The organism is Pseudomonas sp. KBS0707 (assembly GCF_005937945.2).
Classification (GTDB): domain Bacteria; phylum Pseudomonadota; class Gammaproteobacteria; order Pseudomonadales; family Pseudomonadaceae; genus Aquipseudomonas; species Aquipseudomonas amygdali.
This window is the reverse complement of record NZ_CP041754.1, coordinates 291,943-309,641: the sequence shown is the minus strand read 5'-3', so window position 1 is coordinate 309,641 and position 17,699 is coordinate 291,943. Positions and strand designations below refer to the sequence as shown.

16 protein-coding genes and 2 pseudogenes are annotated in these 17,699 nt (G+C 58.9%); 16 read left to right on the top strand and 2 right to left on the bottom strand.

The genetic code is table 11. The annotated features are described in order from the left end of the window. Positions 1–61: 61 nt before the first annotated feature. From FFH21_RS01555 to FFH21_RS01545, 3 genes and pseudogenes are all read left to right on the top strand, one after another. Complete coding sequence (locus FFH21_RS01555) at positions 62–595, top strand: DUF3455 domain-containing protein (protein ID WP_011167444.1); 534 nt, start codon at positions 62–64, stop codon at positions 593–595. Between the two features lie 103 nt (positions 596–698). Continuing rightward, positions 699–1,266: pseudogene (locus FFH21_RS01550) on the top strand (sigma-70 family RNA polymerase sigma factor). Continuing rightward, complete coding sequence (locus tag FFH21_RS01545; protein WP_004654169.1) at positions 1,263–1,970, top strand: anti-sigma factor domain-containing protein; 708 nt, start codon at positions 1,263–1,265, stop codon at positions 1,968–1,970. The pseudogene FFH21_RS01550 and the gene FFH21_RS01545 overlap by 4 nt, the downstream one beginning before the upstream one ends. 13 nt (positions 1,971–1,983) lie before the next feature. On the opposite strand, the gene epsC is transcribed toward FFH21_RS01545, so the two are convergent. Further along, positions 1,984–2,937, bottom strand: a complete 954-nt coding sequence (gene epsC / locus FFH21_RS01540) for a serine O-acetyltransferase EpsC (RefSeq protein ID WP_002551607.1) — start codon at positions 2,935–2,937, stop codon at positions 1,984–1,986. A gap of 197 nt (positions 2,938–3,134) precedes the next feature. On the opposite strand from epsC, the gene FFH21_RS01535 reads away from it, so the two are divergent. From FFH21_RS01535 to tcyN, 4 genes and pseudogenes are all read left to right on the top strand, one after another. Continuing rightward, positions 3,135–4,133, top strand: coding sequence for a D-cysteine desulfhydrase (locus FFH21_RS01535; RefSeq protein ID WP_011167442.1), 999 nt, complete (start codon positions 3,135–3,137; stop codon positions 4,131–4,133). 219 nt (positions 4,134–4,352) lie between these two features. Further along, positions 4,353–5,150 (top strand): cystine ABC transporter substrate-binding protein, encoded by a 798-nt coding sequence (gene tcyJ, locus FFH21_RS01530; protein WP_004654165.1) that lies wholly within the window; start codon positions 4,353–4,355, stop codon positions 5,148–5,150. Then, positions 5,147–5,815 (top strand): cystine ABC transporter permease, encoded by a 669-nt coding sequence (gene tcyL / locus FFH21_RS01525; RefSeq protein WP_004666511.1) that lies wholly within the window; start codon positions 5,147–5,149, stop codon positions 5,813–5,815. The genes tcyJ and tcyL overlap by 4 nt, the downstream gene beginning before the upstream one ends. 3 nt (positions 5,816–5,818) lie before the next feature. Beyond that, positions 5,819–6,544 (top strand): annotated as a pseudogene (gene tcyN, locus FFH21_RS01520) (L-cystine ABC transporter ATP-binding protein TcyN); the annotation flags it as partial. Between the two features lie 60 nt (positions 6,545–6,604). Here tcyN and FFH21_RS01510 read toward each other — a convergent pair. Next, positions 6,605–7,864 (bottom strand): IS256-like element ISPsy17 family transposase, encoded by a 1,260-nt coding sequence (locus FFH21_RS01510; protein ID WP_004666928.1) that lies wholly within the window; start codon positions 7,862–7,864, stop codon positions 6,605–6,607. A 654-nt stretch (positions 7,865–8,518) separates the two neighbouring features. On the opposite strand from FFH21_RS01510, the gene FFH21_RS01505 reads away from it, so the two are divergent. The 9 genes from FFH21_RS01505 (at position 8,519) to FFH21_RS01465 (ending at position 17,650) form a co-directional block, all read left to right on the top strand. Further along, positions 8,519–9,247, top strand: coding sequence for a hypothetical protein (locus FFH21_RS01505; RefSeq protein ID WP_004654158.1), 729 nt, complete (start codon positions 8,519–8,521; stop codon positions 9,245–9,247). 534 nt (positions 9,248–9,781) lie between these two features. Then, positions 9,782–10,954, top strand: a complete 1,173-nt coding sequence (locus FFH21_RS01500) for an SfnB family sulfur acquisition oxidoreductase (protein ID WP_041924395.1) — start codon at positions 9,782–9,784, stop codon at positions 10,952–10,954. Between the two features lie 25 nt (positions 10,955–10,979). After that, positions 10,980–12,185, top strand: coding sequence for an SfnB family sulfur acquisition oxidoreductase (locus tag FFH21_RS01495; RefSeq protein ID WP_004666514.1), 1,206 nt, complete (start codon positions 10,980–10,982; stop codon positions 12,183–12,185). Continuing rightward, a complete protein-coding gene (locus FFH21_RS01490; protein ID WP_011167439.1) occupies positions 12,185–13,543 on the top strand; it encodes an LLM class flavin-dependent oxidoreductase in 1,359 nt (452 codons plus the stop codon). Before FFH21_RS01495 ends, FFH21_RS01490 begins: the two co-directional genes overlap by 1 nt. A gap of 255 nt (positions 13,544–13,798) precedes the next feature. Then, complete coding sequence (locus FFH21_RS01485; protein ID WP_004654148.1) at positions 13,799–14,587, top strand: MetQ/NlpA family ABC transporter substrate-binding protein; 789 nt, start codon at positions 13,799–13,801, stop codon at positions 14,585–14,587. Next, positions 14,584–15,714 carry a methionine ABC transporter ATP-binding protein gene (locus FFH21_RS01480; protein WP_004654146.1) on the top strand — a complete coding sequence of 377 codons (1,131 nt, stop codon included), beginning with the start codon at positions 14,584–14,586 and terminating at the stop codon, positions 15,712–15,714. Before FFH21_RS01485 ends, FFH21_RS01480 begins: the two co-directional genes overlap by 4 nt. Then, the gene (locus tag FFH21_RS01475; protein WP_002551596.1) at positions 15,704–16,348 is read left to right on the top strand and encodes a methionine ABC transporter permease; all 645 of its coding nucleotides are present in this window, start codon (positions 15,704–15,706) and stop codon (positions 16,346–16,348) included. The genes FFH21_RS01480 and FFH21_RS01475 overlap by 11 nt, the downstream gene beginning before the upstream one ends. Positions 16,349–16,404: 56 nt before the next feature. Further along, a complete protein-coding gene (locus tag FFH21_RS01470; protein ID WP_004654142.1) occupies positions 16,405–17,031 on the top strand; it encodes a bifunctional 2-polyprenyl-6-hydroxyphenol methylase/3-demethylubiquinol 3-O-methyltransferase UbiG in 627 nt (208 codons plus the stop codon). A gap of 130 nt (positions 17,032–17,161) precedes the next feature. Next, positions 17,162–17,650, top strand: coding sequence for a hypothetical protein (locus FFH21_RS01465; RefSeq protein WP_011167438.1), 489 nt, complete (start codon positions 17,162–17,164; stop codon positions 17,648–17,650). Positions 17,651–17,699 lie beyond the last annotated feature (49 nt).

The following is a 17,699-nucleotide window of genomic DNA, read 5'->3' as shown; positions in this document are numbered from 1 at the left end:
TAGTACATTCAGCAGCCACTTCGAGTTGCTGAGCGCGGTTAAACAATCTGGAGATTTCTGCATGAACGCAAAACGCTTGCTCTGCCTTGCTGGTAGCACCCTGGCTTTCACTTGCCTGTCATCCATTGCCATGGCTCAGACTGACCTGCCCGAAAGCGTCAGGGTACCGGCCGGCAACAAAGTCAGAATGACCACCACCGGGGTCGGCGAGATCACTTACGAGTGCCGCGCCAAAGCCAACATGCCCAACGAGATGGAGTGGGCATTCGTCGGTCCCAAGGCCGTGCTCAATGACAAGAGCGGCAAACAGGTCGGCACCTACTACGGCCCACCGGCCACCTGGGAAGCCAAAGACGGCTCGAAACTGACCGGTACTCAGGTTGCTGTGGCCCCGTCGAGCGCAGGCAACCTGCCGTACCAACTGGTCAAGGCCAACCCGGCTGAAGGCAAGGGCGCAATGACGGGCGTCACTTACATTCAGCGCGTGGCCTTGAAAGGCGGCGTAGCCCCGGCCAAAGCCTGTGCAGAGAGCAACAAGGGCGCGAAGGAAGTGGTCAAGTATCAGGCCGATTACCTGTTCTGGACCGCCAGCTGATCAATGCGCTTAATCAGGTGACCGTGCAACAGTAGGCTATGCTGCTGCACGGGAGCCTCGTGATGTCAGCGAGGCAGTAGTCTTCCTTCGATGGCGGATCATCTTGTCCTCGCACGAATCTCTCTTTGATTACGAAGCAACGTTGCAGGCCTGCGCGCGCGGTGACAAGCAGGCCTTGCAGCGTCTTTATCAACAGGAAAGCGCGCGGCTGCTCGGCGTCGCTCAGCGGCTGGTGCGTGACCAGGCGCTGGCTGAAGACATCGTGCATGACGCATTCCTGAAAATCTGGAGCCACGCGGCCAGCTTCGACGCGGCGCGCGGTTCGGCGCGTGGCTGGATATTCAGCGTGACCCGGCATCTTGCGCTGAACACGCTGCGCAACACGGCGCGCGAGGTACGTGTCGAGGATGACGGCAGCGACGATCATCACGAACAGGCAACCCTGGAAGGCTGGCAGGAAACCGGGGATGCTTTCGATTGGCGGGTCAATCCAGGACGGATTGACTTCATGCATGGAGCAACTCGAGCCGGTACGCCGAAACTGTATCTTTCACGCTTACGTAGACGGCTATTCGTATCAGGAAATCGCGCAGAAGATTGGCGCGCCATTGGGTACGGTCAAAGCCTGGATCAAGCGCAGCCTGACGGCTTTGCGGGAGTGCATGGGATGAACCGGCCTTTAGACGACAACATTCATGACCTGGCGGGCGAGTATGTGCTCGGCACCCTGTCGGCACAGGAAAGGCTCGACGTACAGCGTCGCCTGCCCCACGAGCCTGATCTGCAGGCGGCCATCGATGCCTGGGAACAGCGCCTGCTGCCCCTGACAGAGTTGGCCGAACCGGTTACGCCATCGCCCGGCCTGTGGGATCGCATCGAACGTAACTTGCTGGAGCTGGCAGCACCCGCCAAAGCGCTGCACAGACAGCGAGTGCGCTGGTGGGACAACCTGTCGGTCTGGCGGGGGCTGGCGGGTGCCGGATTAGCGGCGTCGCTGGTGCTGGGCATGACGTTGCTGACCCGCGCGCCGGCGCAACCGTCCTACCTCGTGGTATTGGTCGGGCAGCAGGACAAGGCTCCCGGCTGGGTTGTGCAAGCCAGCAACTCGCAGGAAATCCAGCTTATTCCGCTTGGCGTGTTCGAGGTTCCGAACGACAAGGCGCTGGAGTTCTGGACCAAGGGTGACGACTGGCAAGGCCCGGTCTCACTCGGGCTGGTCAAGCCGGGTCAGAGCCTGCATGTTCCGCTGGACAAACTGCCGCCTCTGCAACCCAATCAGCTGTTCGAACTGACCCTGGAGAAATCCACCGGTTCGCCAATAGGCAAGCCTACCGGGCCGATCCAGTTCATCGGCCGGGCAGTGAAGGTGATCTGATAACGGAGCGATCTCACTTCTTGCTGCAATCATCCTGTTGCAGCAAATTGGCCTGGGTCAGGTTGCAGCCCGCCGGTACGCTGCGGGTCAGCCAGACATTGCCGCCGATGGTCGAGCCCTTACCAATGGTGATGCGCCCCAGAATGGTCGCACCCGCGTAGATCACCACGTCGTCTTCAACGATTGGATGCCGTGCATGGCCTTTCTGCAACTGGCCGTCCTCGTCCGACGGGAAGCGCTTGGCGCCCAGGGTCACGGCCTGATAGATCCGCACCCGCTCGCCGATGATCGCGGTTTCGCCAATTACTACGCCTGTTCCATGGTCGATAAAGAAGCTCGGGCCGATCTGCGCGCCCGGATGAATGTCGATACCGGTCGCCGAATGGGCGATCTCCGAGCTGATGCGCGCCAGCAATGGCAAACCGGCGCGATACAAATGGTGCGCCAGACGATGGTGGATCACCGCCAGAATGCCGGGGTAGCACAGCAGCACTTCATCGACGCTGCGTGCGGCCGGGTCGCCGTGGTAGGCGGCCAGCACGTCAGTGTCCAGTAACAGACGAATACCCGGCAGGGCCATGGCGAAACCCTGAATCAGCTCGAGCGCTCGTGCATCGATGCTCTTCAGGTCACCGCCCTGCTGATGGGCGACGTAGCGCAGCTCCAGGCGGGCCTGGGCCAGCAGCGCATTGAGTGCCACATCCAGCGTATGCCCCACGTAAAAATCTTCGCTTTCTTCACGCAGGTCCACCGGGCCAAGCCGCATCGGGAACAACGCCCCGCTCAGCGCTTCAAGAATTTCGCCCATGGCTGCACGCGAAGGCAGTTCGCGCCCGCCGTGCTCGCCGCTTACCCGACGGTTGCGCGCCCGCCAGTCTTCACGCGCGCCGCGCAACTGGCTGACGATCCGCTGCAACTGCCAGTGGCTGGAACTGCCGTCGGCGGATGCTTCTGGAATATCGCTCACGCTTGACTCTCCTTGATGTGAAGGGTGGCGACCGACAGTGCTGGCCGCTGCTGTTGCCACTCTACGGCAAACATTCAGACGAAAAAAACAACAATTTCTGTAGGAATACGCCAACAGAGCAGTGAGCACAGATAAGTTGCCGTGCGGGAAACGTCTGCCTATAGTCCGGTGACTCTCTACGCGGCTTACCGACCACCATGATCAAAAATCAGCTTGCCCGTTTCAATCGCCTGGACTTGATCAGCGCGCCGACGGCTCTGGAAAAGCTTGAGCGCCTGTCGATCTGGGCAGATCGCGATATCTACATCAAGCGTGATGACACCACCACCCTGGCGCTGGGCGGCAACAAGGTTCGCAAACTTGAATACCTCGCCGCAGACGCGCTGGCCCAAGGTGCCGACACGCTGATCACTGCGGGCGCTATCCAGTCCAACCATGTTCGCCAGACTGCTGCCCTGGCGGCGCGCCTGGGCTTTGGCTGCGTGGCGCTGCTGGAAAACCCCATCGGCACTGAAGACCCGAGTTACCTGAAAAACGGCAATCGCCTGCTGCTGGAGCTGTTCGATGCCAAGGTCGAGCTGGTCGAAAACCTCGACAACGCCGACGAACAACTGCACGCGCTGGCTGCGCGTCTGCGCTCCAGCGGCAAGAAGCCTTATCTGGTACCCATCGGTGGCTCAAGCCCGGTCGGTGCGCTGGGTTATGTTCGCGCCGGGCTGGAACTGGCTGAGCAGATCAAGCAGACCGGCATCGACTTTGCGGCGGTTGTTCTGGCCTCCGGCAGCGCGGGCACCCACAGCGGCCTGGCGTTGGCACTGGCTCACGAGTTGCCGCAATTGCCGGTTATCGGCGTGACCGTTTCGCGCAGTGAAGAAGCACAACTGCCCAAAGTGCAGGGCTTGGCCGAGCGTACGGCAGAATTACTGGATATCGCCCTGCCGGAGCACTTCAAGGTTGAACTGTGGGACGAATATTTCGCTCCGCGTTATGGCGAACCGAACGCCGGTACGCTGGCGGCGATCAAGCTGGTGGCCAGCCACGAAGGGCTGTTGCTGGACCCGGTTTATACCGGCAAGGCCATGTCCGGCTTGCTGGATGGCATTGGCCGTCAACGCTTCAACGACGGCCCGCTGATCTTTCTGCACACTGGCGGTGCTCCGGCGCTGTTTGCCTACCCGGATGCGTTTGATCAGTAACTTTTCAGCCGGCGCAGCTTTTATGCCTTTTGATAGGAAAAATAACTTTTTTTGTTATTTTTCCTCATAAGCAGATGGCTATATAGTCGCGCCCGGCAGGCAACAACTCTGACGCAACACCTGACGTAACTGCCTGAAAAAAAGCTGAATAATCAGCACGATGTTGCTTGAGTCGGGTCAGAAAATGGCCAGACACTTCCATACCAACAAGGGGCTCGCATGAACATTTCCGCTATTCGTCGCACGTTTCTTTTCTCGGCACTGGGCTTGATGCTCGGTACCGGTATCGCCGGGCAAGCCATGGCTGGCGAGCAACTGCAGAAAATCAAGGATAGCGGCACGCTTAATGTGGGCCTGGAAGGCACTTACCCGCCGTTCAGCTTCGTCGATGAAAACGGCAAGCTCACCGGCTTCGAAGTAGAGTTTTCCGAAGCGCTGGCCAAGGAACTGGGTGTGAAAGCCAAGATCCAGCCATCGAAATGGGACGGCATTCTGGCCGCTCTGGATTCCAAGCGTCTGGATGTGGTGATCAATCAGGTGACCATCTCCGAGGAGCGCAAGAAGAAGTACGACTTCTCCGAGCCCTACACCGTGTCCGGCATTCAGGCGCTGGTTCTGAAGAAGAACGCAGACACCATCAAGACAGCCAAGGACCTGACCGGCAAGAAGGTTGGCGTGGGGCTGGGCACCAACTACGAACAATGGTTGAAGGAAAACGTCCCGGGCGCAATCGTCAAAACCTATGACGATGACCCGAGCAAGATTCAGGACCTGAGTGTAGGCCGTATCGACGCGATTCTCGTTGATCGCCTGGCAGCCCTGGAAATGGCCACCAAGACCAAAAACAAACTGGTGCCCGCAGGTGACGCGTTTTCCCGTCAGGAGTCCGGCATTGCCCTGCGCAAAGGCGAACCCGAGTTGCAGGCAGCTATCGACAAGGCCATCGACAAACTGCGTGCCAACGGCACCCTGGAAAAACTGTCGAAGAAATACTTCAACGCTGACGTCACCAAATGATCGAAGAGAGCCTTCAGCTCGCGCTGGACTCCGCGCCCTTTCTGCTCAAGGGCGCGTATTACACCGTCTTCCTCAGCCTGGGCGGGATGTTTTTCGGATTGCTGCTGGGCTTCGGCCTGGCATTGATGCGCCTGTCGCGCCTCAAACTGGTGAACTGGATTGCACGCATCTACGTGTCGTTCTTTCGCGGTACGCCCTTGCTGGTTCAGCTGTTCGTGATTTATTACGGCCTGCCGGAAATGGGTATCCAGCTTGAACCCCTGAGCGCGGCACTGATCGGCTTTTCGTTGAACATGGCCGCTTATGCTTGTGAAATTCTGCGTGCGGCCATCAGCTCTGTGGAACGCGGTCAGTGGGAGGCTGCCGCAAGCATCGGCATGACCCGCTGGCAGACCATGCGCCGGGCCATACTGCCGCAAGCAGCACGCACGGCCTTGCCGCCGCTGGGCAACAGCTTCATTTCGCTGGTCAAGGACACCGCGCTGGCCGCCACCATTCAGGTGCCGGAGCTGTTCCGCCAGGCGCAGTTGATCACCGCACGCACCTTTGAAATTTTCACCATGTACCTGGCCGCCGCACTGATCTACTGGATCCTTGCCACGGCGCTCTCGCACCTGCAAAACAAGCTGGAAGCCAGGGTCAACCGGCATGATCTGGAGACCTGACGCATGATAGTCGTTGAAAAACTCACCAAGAAATTCAAGGGCAATCAGGTGCTCAAGGGCATAGATCTGCGTATCGAAGCCGGGGAAGTCGTCGCCATCATCGGTCCCAGTGGCTCGGGCAAGACCACCCTGCTGCGCTGCCTGAACCTGCTGGAGACACCGGATAGCGGCAGGATCAAGGTGGGCGACATCGAGATCGATGGCACACGTTCCATGAACCAGCAACAGAGGTTGATTCGCCAGTTGCGCCAGCAGGTAGGGTTCGTGTTTCAGAACTTCAATCTGTTTCCGCATCGCACAGCGCTGGAAAACGTCATTGAAGGCCCGGTAGTGGTCAAGAAGGTCGCGCGGGAAGCCGCCGAGGCGCTGGGCAGGAAACTGCTCGCCAAGGTCGGTCTGACCGGCAAGGAAGACGCCTACCCGCGTCGTCTCTCGGGCGGGCAGCAGCAGCGCGTGGCGATTGCACGGGCGCTGGCGATGGAGCCGCAAGTGATTCTGTTCGACGAGCCAACCTCGGCACTGGACCCGGAACTGGTTGGCGAGGTGCTGACCACTATTCGCGCCCTGGCCGAAGAAAAGCGCACGATGGTGATCGTCACCCACGAGATGAGCTTTGCACGGGAGGTCGCCAACCGGGTGATCTTCATCGACAAGGGGGTGATCGTGGAGCAAGGCGAAGCCAAAGCACTGTTCGCCGACCCTAAGGAAGAGCGCACACGGCAGTTTCTGGGAGTATCAGTTTTTTTGTGTTCGGGCTGGTTAGGGCCTGCCGTCAGGCAGGCCCTTGTTTTACCAGCTCGGTCTGGTAAATCGGTCTCCGTACAGGATCGCAAATTGATTCATTGCCACTTTCCAGTCGTGTGCCGCATGACCCCAGTTGGCGGTGATGTTGCGCAACCCAAGCCATATCAGTTTCGTCGCAGCCTCATCGGTCGGGAAGTGCCCTCGAGTCTTGATGATCTTGCGTAACTGGGCATTGATGCTCTCGATGGCATTGGTCGTGTAAACCACTTTGCGAATGCCCGCCGGAAAAACAAAAAACGGTATAACCCGATCCCAGGCGCGACGCCATGCAGCAACTACAGTCGGATACTGCTTGCCCCAGGGGCCCGCTTCAAAGGCGTTAAGCTCTTGCTCAGCCACATCGGCATTGATCGCCTGGTAGATCGGCTTGAGTGCTTTGGCCAGTGCCCGACGTTTATCCCAAGCGGCATAGTCCAAGCTGTTGCGGATCAGATGCACGATGCAGGTTTGCAGCGTCGTGGCAGGAAAAACCGCCCCCAACGCCTCCGGTATTCCTTTGAGGCCATCCGTGACGGCGATCAGAACATCTTCAACGCCACGAGTCTTGAGGTCGTTGAACACCTTCATCCAAAACTTGGCACCCTCGGTGCTCTCGATCCATATACCCAGAATGTCGCGCGTGCCATCAGGTAATACCCCCAGCGCCAGATAAATAGCCTTGTTGCACACTAACCCCTCGTCCCGGATTTTGACCCGTAACGCATCGAAGAAGATCACCGGATACATCGGTTCCAAGGGTCGTTGCTGCCAAGCGCCCACCTCTTCCATGACCGCATCGGTGACTGAGCTGATGAAGTCATGGGACACGTCAGTTCCATACTGCTCAGATAGAAAAGCGCGGATCTCACGCACCGTCATGCCCCGGGCGTACATGGCAATTATCTTGTCGTCGAAGCCTGTAAAACGTCGTTCGTGCTTGGGAATCAGGATCGGGGCGAAGCTACCATCGCGGTCTCTGGGGATATCCAGGCGAAGCGGCCCGTCGTCGGTCAGAACCGTCTTGCTGCTTTTGCCATTGCGCTGATTGGTCGACTCCTCAGGGCGCTCCGCGCCCTGAGGATAACCAAGGTGGTGACCCAGCTCGGCGCCTAGCGCACGCTCGATCAGAGCCTTCTTGAACGCCATGGACGCGTCTTGAATGGCTTCGGCGCTCATCGGGCCTTTAACAAACTGCTCGATCAGCTCTTGGGGAATCGAGGGCAACTCCCTCGCTGTTGCATTGGCGGACTTCTTTTTGGTCGGCATACATGCACCTCTAGCTACATGTTATGCCCGAACACAAAATTTCTGACAGTCTCCAGTTTCTTGAGCGCACTCGTCACTGATCATGCCGGTAGGTCCCCAAAAAAGCAGCGTCCATCAACGGCGCTGCTTTTTTCTTACATTTCAGAAGGCGTTAATCGTTCAAGATCCTTGCTCAATTCCCGCGTAATTTTCCGAAAAATCATCGAAATAATAAAATCGGCCTACGTCAGCTCTCATACCTGATTCGTAGTCGGCTGGCCTGAGACACACACCCCTTGCCGAACACCCTCTTCGGAGCCCTCCTCCGTCGGTTACTGCCTGTTGCTATTGGTACTTTGTGGTAGGACGGTTGTTTATCGCGAAGTAAACAGTTCCAAATAAACCGTGTAGGAAGTCTCCGGTTTTCAAGTAAAACACTAACAAACGCCACCCACATATTGACAAGTGCCTGCAAAGCCCATTAGCTCATATACATCACTCAGTTAGTGAGACACTAAAGTTTCAAGCCCTCTTTTCATACCATTTGTAATGTTTGCCATAAGTTGGATACTTAAGGTACTTATCCCACCGCCTTAAGCGCACCTCTTATTACTTCAACATGACAATTTATGACGAATCGTTACTTGAACTATTGATTATCAGGAGCACCCGTACATGAGCCAAATCATTTGCAAACCGACCCCTATGGGCCTGTCAGCCCCTTCCATACCGCTGGCCAGCCGACATGGCATAGGCGTGAGAGGTGCCTCTCAACTGCTTGTTCATGTGGCCCCCTATGACAGCATGGACGAGGGAGACCTGATCGAACTGTTCTGGGACGGCTGTTACGTCGCGTCAAAAATATTGAAGGCATCTGACGTCGGCAAACCCGTTGTCCTACGCGTGCCGGAAAGCTTTCTACAGAACGGCAAAGCAAGAACTTACTACCGGGTCATGAAAATAGGCGGTTTGCCCGTAACCTCGCCCTGCCGCAAGCTGTGGGTGAAGCTGAACGCACCAGGCGGGCAATTGGTCAGCACCAACACGGAAGAAAACCAGGGGCTGGCACCGCTGTATGTTGTGCCATCGGTAATACGTCGAGGACTGTCGCGCAGGCACCTGGAAGGCGGTTTACCGATGACCATCGAACCGTACCTGAACATGGCTGTTCACGACGAGATCACTGTGCGCTGGGGCGATTTGCGTATGGACCTGCCGCCGCTTGTTGCCGAAGACGTCGGTGAGCCTGTCGATCTGGTCGTGCCGCCCGCGCTGATACTGGAAGGCGGAGAGGAACAACAACTGGAAGTGACTTACTGTGTTATAGACCGAGTGGGTAACAACTCGCTCTGGGCTCCGCCACGGGTAATACGGGTTCAGCCACTGGGCCATTCAACTGATTGAATACGACGAATCGAATAATCGAGGCTCCTGAAAAAATCACCTGCAAAATAGCCGGCACGGTGATAGCAGTCATCCATAAAATAAACATTGGCAACTTATGTCCGCTACTTTTTAAACCTATGCCGCGCATGCAATAAACGGCGAAATCGCGCAGGCGTCAGCGGTGTTCATTTCGCATTTGATTCTGCACCTCGGTCTGGCACCTCGGGTGACGTCGGTTGAGGCGCTGAACGGACGCAGACGACTGACAATTACTGTCTATGCTTATTCCAAAAAGCACGTTTTAAAAAATTTTATACACGCTTAGGGTATATATACCGGACCACCGGACATCGTGATGTTTTTCCAGCCGCACTTGATGCGGTCTACTGCTACGAGGTTCCGATGGTCCCTTTCACAACTACCCCTGTGGATAAACCCAGGGCTGTACCTACTGACGGTGAGCGACGCGAGTCTGATCCGGCGGCGGTAGCAGCCCACCACGTCGAGGCTTCACAAGAGCCTGACGTAGCTCCCCGACTGCTTGCGGCCAAGGTGTTGCAAAACGACGCCGAGGCCATTGCAGCCGCTCATGAACTGGCAGCGGCAGCCAGGATCAACGCTGCAAACCGCGATCGGCAACGCGCTTTGCCGTGGGCTGAAATCGAACAATTCACCCGTAGCGGACTGGGCAGCATATCCATCCCGCGCGCGTACGGCGGGCCGCAAGTATCGTTCGTCACGGTGGCCGAGGTGTTCAGGATTATTTCTGCTGCCGACCCCGCATTGGGACAAATTCCGCAAAATCAGTTTGGCATCCTGCACCTGTTGCAGGGCAGCGCCACCGAACAGCAGAAAAAAACACTGTTTCAGAGCGTCCTGGACGGCTGGCGCATCGGCAACGCCGGGCCGGAGCGTGGCACCAAAAACACGCTGGAACTCAAGGCACGGATCACCGCCAATGGCGACCGCCTGACTATCACCGGACAAAAATTCTATTCCACCGGCGCGTTGTTTGCGCATTGGGTCGCGGTCAAGGCGCTGGATGATCAGGGCCGGCAGATCATGGCCTTCGTCAAACGCGGCACACCGGGGCTGCGCATCGTCGATGACTGGTCGGGCTTTGGCCAGCGCACCACCGCAAGCGGTACCGTGCTGCTCGACAATGTTGCGGTCGACGCCGGGCAGGTGGTCGACAACTGGCGTCTGGCCCTGACGCCCAATATTCAGGGTGCGGTATCGCAGTTGATCCAGGCCGCGATAGACGCGGGCATTGCTCGCGGTGCAATTGATGATGCGATTGCGTTCGTTCGCGAGAAATCCCGTCCGTGGATCGACGCCAACGTCGAGCGTGCCAGCGACGATCTCTACGTGATTGCCGACATCGGCAAGCTGAAACTTGAGCTACACGCCGCCGGAGCGTTACTGCGCAAGGCGGGTCAGGAACTCGACGAAATCAACGCTGCGCCCATAGACGAGCACTCGGCAGCGCGCGCTTCCATTGCCGTGGCGCGTGCCAAGGTGCTGACCACCGAAATCTCCTTGTTGGCCAGCGAAAAGCTGTTCGAACTGGCGGGCAGCCGCGCGACCCTGGCCGAGTTCAATCTCGACCGCCACTGGCGTAACGCACGCGTCCATACCCTCCACGACCCGGTGCGCTGGAAATACCACGCAGTCGGCACTTGGCATTTGAACGGCACCCTGCCTGCTCGCCATTCCTGGATCTGAACCAGACCACTGGAGAACACCTTTGATGAGTTCCAACCTTCAGGCGCGCGACAACGCAGCGCTGATTACCAGTGACGCTCAGGCCCTGCAAACAGCGCGCGAACTGGCCCTGCACTTCAAGACCGACAGCGCACAACGCGACCGCGAGCGTCGTTTGCCTCATGCCGAACTCGACCTGTTCAGTCAGTCCGGTCTGTGGGGCATCAGTGTCCCGAAGGCCTTTGACGGCGCGGGTGTTTCAAACGTTACGCTGGCCAAGGTGATACAGCTGATTTCCGAAGCTGATGGCTCGCTGGGCCAGATTCCGCAAAACCATTTCTATGCCCTCGAAGTGTTGCGCGTGAACGGCAACCCGCAGCAACAGGCGCAACTGTATGCCGAGGCGCTGGCTGGCGTGCGGTTCGGCAACGCGCTGGCCGAACTGGGGACCAAAACGGCACATGACCGCACCACTCGCCTGACCCGTGACGGCGACGGTTATCGCATCAATGGCCGCAAGTTCTACGCGACCGGCGCGCTGTACGCGCAACGTATTCCCACCTCGGTGATCGACGACGAGGGTGTGCAGCAACTGGTTTTCGTCGCGCATGACAGCGAGGGCCTGACCGTCATCGACGACTGGAGCGGTTTCGGGCAGCGCACCACGGGCAGCGGCTCGGTGCTGTTCGACAACGTGTACGTCCGCGCTAACGACGTCGTGCCGTTCCAGAGCGCTTTCCAGCGCCCCACTACGGTCGGGCCGCTTGCGCAGATTCTTCATGCGGCGATCGACACCGGCATCGCCCGCGCAGCCTTTGAGGACGCCCTGACCTTCGTGCAGACGCGCACCCGGCCGTGGATCGACTCGGGTATCGAAAAGGCCGTGGACGACCCACTGACGCTGCACAGCTTCGGCAAGCTGGGTATTCGCCTGCACGCCGCCGAAGCACTGCTCGAGCGCGCCGGGGAGTTTCTCGACGTTGCCCAGGCAGACAGCAATGCCGAAACCGTGGCCGCCGCCTCGATAGCCGTGGCCGAAGCCCGCGCCATCAGCACAGAGATTTCCCTGGCGGCCGGCAGCACGTTGTTCGAACTGGCTGGCAGTCAATCGACACTGGCTGAACACGGCCTGGATCGCCACTGGCGCAATGCGCGCGTTCATACGCTGCACGATCCGGTGCGCTGGAAGTTTCACGCCATCGGCAATTACTACCTCAACGACACTAATCCTCCCCTGCGGGGGACGATCTGATGGCGCGTAAAAAGATCCTCCTCAACGCGTTCAACATGAACTGCATCGGCCATATCAACCATGGCCTGTGGACCCATCCACGGGACACCTCGACGCAATTCAACAGCCTGGAGTACTGGACTGACCTGGCGAAACTGCTCGAACGCGGGTTGCTCGACGGCCTGTTCATCGCCGACATCGTGGGCGTGTATGACGTGTATCAGAACTCGGTGGACGTTACCCTCAAGGAGGCGATCCAGTTGCCGGTCAACGACCCACTGCTGCTGGTCTCGGCGATGGCAGGGGTCACGAAACACCTGGGCTTCGGCCTGACCGCCAACCTGACCTACGACGCGCCCTATCTGTTCGCCAGGCGCATGTCGACGCTGGATCACCTGAGCCGTGGCCGGGTGGGCTGGAACATCGTGACCGGCTACCTCGACAGCGCGGCGCGCGCGATGGGTCTCACCGAGCAGAACGAGCACGACCGCCGTTACGATCAGGCCGATGAATACCTGGAGGTGCTCTACAAACTCTGGGAAGGCAGTTGGGAAGACGATGCCGTCATCAATGACCGCGAGCAGCGCGTCTATGCCCAGCCGGGCAAGGTGCACAAGGTACGGCACCAGGGCGAGTTCTATCAGGTCGAGGGCTACCACCTGTGCGAGCCGTCACCGCAACGCACGCCAGTGCTGTTTCAGGCCGGCAGTTCGGAGCGCGGCCTGCAATTTGCCGGGCAAAACGCAGAATGCGTGTTCATCAGCGGCCAGAACAAGACCGCGACCCGCGAGCAGGTAGACAAGGTGCGCGCCAGCGCAGTGAAGGCCGGGCGCAACCCGGAGGACATCAAGGTGTTCATGGGCCTTAACGTCATTGTCGCCGCGACCGAGGCGCTGGCTCGGGAGAAACACGCCGAGTACCGCCACCATGCCAGCGCCGAAGCAGGCGTGGCGCACTTTGCGGCGTCGACCGGTATCGATTTTGCCGACTACGAACTGGACGAACCCATTCAATACGTGAAGAGCAACGCCATTCAGTCCGCGACCAGAAACCTGAAAAACAACGACTGGACCCGCCAGAAACTACTAGATCAGCACGCGCTGGGCGGCCGTTATATCACCCTGGTCGGCTCGCCTGAACAGGTCGCTGATGAGCTGGAATCGTGGATTGCAGAAACCGGCCTGGATGGTTTCAACCTGACCCGCATCGTCACGCCAGAGAGCTACGAGGACTTCATCGATCTGGTGATCCCGGAGCTGCAACGCCGCGGGTCCTACAAGACCGCTTACGAAGACGGCAGCCTGCGCAAAAAACTGTTTCCGGAAGGTACGGATCGATTGCCGGAACGGCACGCGGGAGCGGCACACCGGCGTATTTGATTTTCAAACGGACGCAGAGCGTCCAGAACGGCATTACCACGCAGAATGCTCGGCGTTATACATAAGTCTGCTCTTGATTCTGGCCGAAGGTCGTGGGAGCGGACTTGTCCGCGAAAGGGCCGGTATATTCTCTGAAAATGCATCTACTGAGATACCGTCTTCGCGGACAAGTCCGCTCCCACGAAGCTCCATATTCAAGGAATCTCAGGACTTTGTGCAGAACGCAGGAGCAATAATTTCTTAAAGGACCGCACCATGAGCAAAACCCTCGCTGCACTGGCCCTCGGGCTGTTGACCCTGACCGCTTACGCTGACGACAAGCCCTTGAAAGTCGGCACCACGGCAGCCTTCGCCATACCGCTTGAAGCCGCTGTCGAAGAAGCTGGCAAGCAGGGCCTGAAAGTCGAGCTGGTCGAATTCACCGACTGGATCGCCCCCAACGTCACCCTCGCCGCAGGCGATATAGACGTGAACTACTTCCAGCACATCCCTTTCCTGACCAACGCCAATGAAGCCGCCGGTTTCGGCCTGGTGCCCTACGCGCCGGGAATCATCAACAACGTGGGTCTGTACTCGAAAAAGTACAAAAGCTTCGATGAGCTGCCGACCGGCGCCACCGTGGCCATTGCCAATGACCCGATCAACAGTGGACGCGGCCTGCAACTGCTGGCCAAGGCCGGGCTGATCACGCTCAAGCAAGGTGTCGGCTACAAGGCGACCGAGGAAGACATCACCGCCAACCCGAAAAAGCTCAAGATCATTCAGGTTGAAGCCGTACAGCTGGTGCGCGCCTACGATGACGCCGATCTGGTGCAGGGCTACCCTGCCTATATCCGTCTGGCCAAAACCTTTCCCGCCGACTCGGCCATCCTGTTCGATGGCCTGGACCACCCGGAATACGTCATTCAGTTCGTGATCAAACCTGACCACAAGGACGACCCGCGTCTGGCTAAATTCGTCGATATCTATCAGCACTCGCCCGTCGTCCGCGCTTCGCTGGACAAGGTCAACGGCAAGCTTTACCAGGCGGGATGGAAAGAATGACCGCAACCGCGCAACGCCAACTGCCACTCGACACCCCGAGCGCAAGCACACTGGCGCAACAGGCCGAGCTGCACCCAGAGCTGAATCGCGCCCATGTGCGGTTCATCAACCTGGGCAAGACCTATCACGGCAAGCAAGGCCCTGTTGAAGCGCTGGGCAATATCGACCTGGCTGTCCAGCGCGGCGAGATCTTCGGCATTATCGGCCGCAGCGGCGCAGGCAAGTCCTCGCTGATCCGCACCATCAATCGCCTGGAACAACCCAGCAGCGGCCGGGTGCTGATCGATCAGGTGGACATCGGCGAGTTCGACGAAGACAAACTGGTGGAGCTGCGCCGACGCATCGGCATGATCTTCCAGCACTTCAACCTGATGTCGGCCAAAACCGTCTGGCAGAACGTCGAGCTGCCGCTCAAGGTCGCAGGCGTGCCCAGGGAGCAACGCGCGCGCAAGGTCGCGCAGTTGCTGGAACTGGTGGGTTTGCAGGACAAACACAACGCATACCCCGCGCAACTGTCCGGCGGGCAGAAACAGCGCGTCGGCATTGCCCGCGCACTGGTGCATGATCCCGCAATCCTGTTGTGCGACGAGGCCACTTCAGCACTGGACCCGGAAACCACTCAGTCGATCTTGGGCCTGTTGCGCGAAATCAATCAGCGCCTGGGCCTGACCATCGTGCTGATCACCCATGAAATGGCGGTTATTCGTGATATCTGCCACCGCGTTGTGGTGCTGGAGCAAGGCCGGATAGTCGAGCAAGGGCCGGTCTGGCAAGTGTTTGGCGACCCGCAGCACGACGTCAGCAAAACCCTGCTGGCACCGCTGCAAACCGGGCTGCCGAAGGAATGGGCCGAGCGTCTGAGCGATCAGCCGCAACGGCCTGATGCAGCTCTGTTACTGGATGTGCATTTTACCGGTGCCAGTGACCAGGGGCCTGATCTGGCCGCGCTGTTTGCCGCGCTGGGCGGCAAGGTGCAATTGCTGCAGGGCGGGGTCGAGCGCATTCAGGAGCGGGCCATCGGCCACTTGATTCTGTCGGTCGCCGGCTCAGTACATACACGCGACGAGTTGCTGGCACGCGCCCGTCAACTGGCGCCACGCGCGGAGGTATTGGGTTATGTGGGTTGATCGTTTGCTGCAAGGCACCCTCGACACGTTTTTGATGGTCGGTGTGTCGTCATTGATCGCACTGCTGCTGGGCATCCCGCTGGCGGTGATTCTGGTCACCAGTTCCAAAGGCGGCATCTATGAGGCACCGGGGATCAACCGCGTGCTGGGTGCCTTCGTGAACCTGTTTCGCTCTATTCCCTTCCTGATTCTGATGGTCGCGCTGATCCCGTTCACGCGGATGATCGTCGGCACCACGTATGGTGTCTGGGCAGCCGTTGTGCCGCTGACCATTGCTGCCACGCCGTTCTTTGCACGGATCGCCGAAGTGAGCCTGCGCGAGGTCGATCACGGCCTGGTCGAAGCGGCGCAAGCGATGGGCTGTCGGCGCTGGCACATCATCTGGCACGTATTGCTGCCAGAAGCGCGCCCCGGCATCGTCGGCGGCTTTACCATCACGCTGGTGACCATGATCAACTCATCGGCCATGGCCGGTGCCATCGGCGCAGGCGGGCTGGGCGACATTGCCTATCGCTACGGCTATCAGCGCTTCGATACGCAGGTGATGCTGACCGTGATCGTCTTGCTGGTGGCGGTCGTAGCGCTGGTGCAACTGGGCGGTGACCGGCTGGCGCGCAGCTTCGACAGGCGCTGAGCAGCCGCAACGCAGCGAGGGTATATTGGCGGTCTTCCTTTACCGGACCGCCCCTGATGAAACTCGACCCTCAGACGCTTGCGCAGATTACCTCGACCACCGTCAGCCATTACAACAGCGTGGCCGACGAATTTCGCGAAGGCACACGCGACCACGACGTCAGCCAGAATATCGGTGCCCTGTTGCGGCATATCGAAGGCCCGGCACCGTTGCAGATTCTCGACTTCGGCTGCGGGCCGGGGCGTGATTTGAAGACGTTCACAGCGATGGGCCATGTGGCGGTCGGGCTAGACGGCTCCGAACGTTTCGCCGAAATGGCACGCGCCGAGACCGGTTGCGAAGTGCTACAGCAGAACTTCCTCGAACTCGACCTGCCGCAAGGCCGCTTCGATGGCCTCTTCGCCAACGCAGTGCTGTTCCACATCCCCAGACAGGAACTGCCACGCGTGCTGCGCGAACTGTATGCCACACTCAAACCGGGCGGCGTGCTGTTCAGCTCCAACCCGCGTGGTGAGAATCAGGAAGGCTGGAACGGCGAGCGTTACGGCGCGTACCACGACCTCGAAACATGGCGCGAACTGCTGACCGAAGCCGGGTTTAGCGAGCTGGAACACTACTACCGCCCCGCCGGGTTGCCGAGAGAGCAGCAGCCTTGGTTGGCGAGTGTCTGGCGGCGTCAGTGATGTGCGGCGCTGTGCAGTTCGTGTGCTGGTACTTCTGACAGTATCGTTCAGCAACCTGTGCGTCTTAGGATAGATTCAGCCACTTAAACAGGCGGCTTGCATCCATCCGAATCGATCAAAGGAACTGATCATGGCGAACGAATATCTGGAAAATGGCGATTTCAGCGACAATCTTACTCACTGGACAGCCCCAGTGGACTTTGAGCCAGACTTCAAGCCCAAAGGCGAAGGTCAAAGCATCAAGCTGAATACAGGAGTGACCGTAAGCCAGTCTATTATTGAACTGCCCGCCCAGCGTCTGCATCTCGAGTTCGACGTTCTTAACGCAGAGGATGTAGACGAGGTGTTCTTCGTCGTGGTCGTGGGTGGCTACACCATTAAGGATGAGATTAATCTGACGCAGGTCGTAAACTTCGCAACTCAGGAATGGGTGCATTATTCTGGCGACTTCGATTTTCAGGTGCAGCTCAAGAAATGCTTCTTGAATATATCTGCCCCGGCGGAGACCTCCAGCTTTTCGCCTTCAGGCCTGACAAAGGCCTCGCCGTTCGGCCCGGTACGGTTCGCCAACCTCACCCTGTCCACGATCGACGTCAAGGACGCAGGCGAGACCGACTGATTGCCGGGTCGTCAGCCCTGCCCCGCGTTACAGGCGGCAGGGCACGCCG

What these genes read in the sequence shown, in the direction of transcription:
- FFH21_RS01535 (WP_011167442.1), top strand. Translation starts at nt 3,135, where the DNA reads ATGATCAAAAATCAGCTTGCCCGTTTCAATCGCCTGGACTTGATCAGC.
- FFH21_RS01505 (WP_004654158.1), top strand. Translation starts at nt 8,519, where the DNA reads ATGAGCCAAATCATTTGCAAACCGACCCCTATGGGCCTGTCAGCCCCT.
- tcyJ (WP_004654165.1), top strand. Translation starts at nt 4,353, where the DNA reads ATGAACATTTCCGCTATTCGTCGCACGTTTCTTTTCTCGGCACTGGGC.
- FFH21_RS01475 (WP_002551596.1), top strand. Translation starts at nt 15,704, where the DNA reads ATGTGGGTTGATCGTTTGCTGCAAGGCACCCTCGACACGTTTTTGATG.
- FFH21_RS01545 (WP_004654169.1), top strand. Translation starts at nt 1,263, where the DNA reads ATGAACCGGCCTTTAGACGACAACATTCATGACCTGGCGGGCGAGTAT.
- FFH21_RS01465 (WP_011167438.1), top strand. Translation starts at nt 17,162, where the DNA reads ATGGCGAACGAATATCTGGAAAATGGCGATTTCAGCGACAATCTTACT.
- FFH21_RS01510 (WP_004666928.1), bottom strand. Translation starts at nt 7,864, where the DNA reads ATGCCGACCAAAAAGAAGTCCGCCAATGCAACAGCGAGGGAGTTGCCC.
- tcyL (WP_004666511.1), top strand. Translation starts at nt 5,147, where the DNA reads ATGATCGAAGAGAGCCTTCAGCTCGCGCTGGACTCCGCGCCCTTTCTG.
- FFH21_RS01495 (WP_004666514.1), top strand. Translation starts at nt 10,980, where the DNA reads ATGAGTTCCAACCTTCAGGCGCGCGACAACGCAGCGCTGATTACCAGT.
- FFH21_RS01470 (WP_004654142.1), top strand. Translation starts at nt 16,405, where the DNA reads ATGAAACTCGACCCTCAGACGCTTGCGCAGATTACCTCGACCACCGTC.
- FFH21_RS01480 (WP_004654146.1), top strand. Translation starts at nt 14,584, where the DNA reads ATGACCGCAACCGCGCAACGCCAACTGCCACTCGACACCCCGAGCGCA.
- FFH21_RS01555 (WP_011167444.1), top strand. Translation starts at nt 62, where the DNA reads ATGAACGCAAAACGCTTGCTCTGCCTTGCTGGTAGCACCCTGGCTTTC.
- FFH21_RS01485 (WP_004654148.1), top strand. Translation starts at nt 13,799, where the DNA reads ATGAGCAAAACCCTCGCTGCACTGGCCCTCGGGCTGTTGACCCTGACC.
- FFH21_RS01490 (WP_011167439.1), top strand. Translation starts at nt 12,185, where the DNA reads ATGGCGCGTAAAAAGATCCTCCTCAACGCGTTCAACATGAACTGCATC.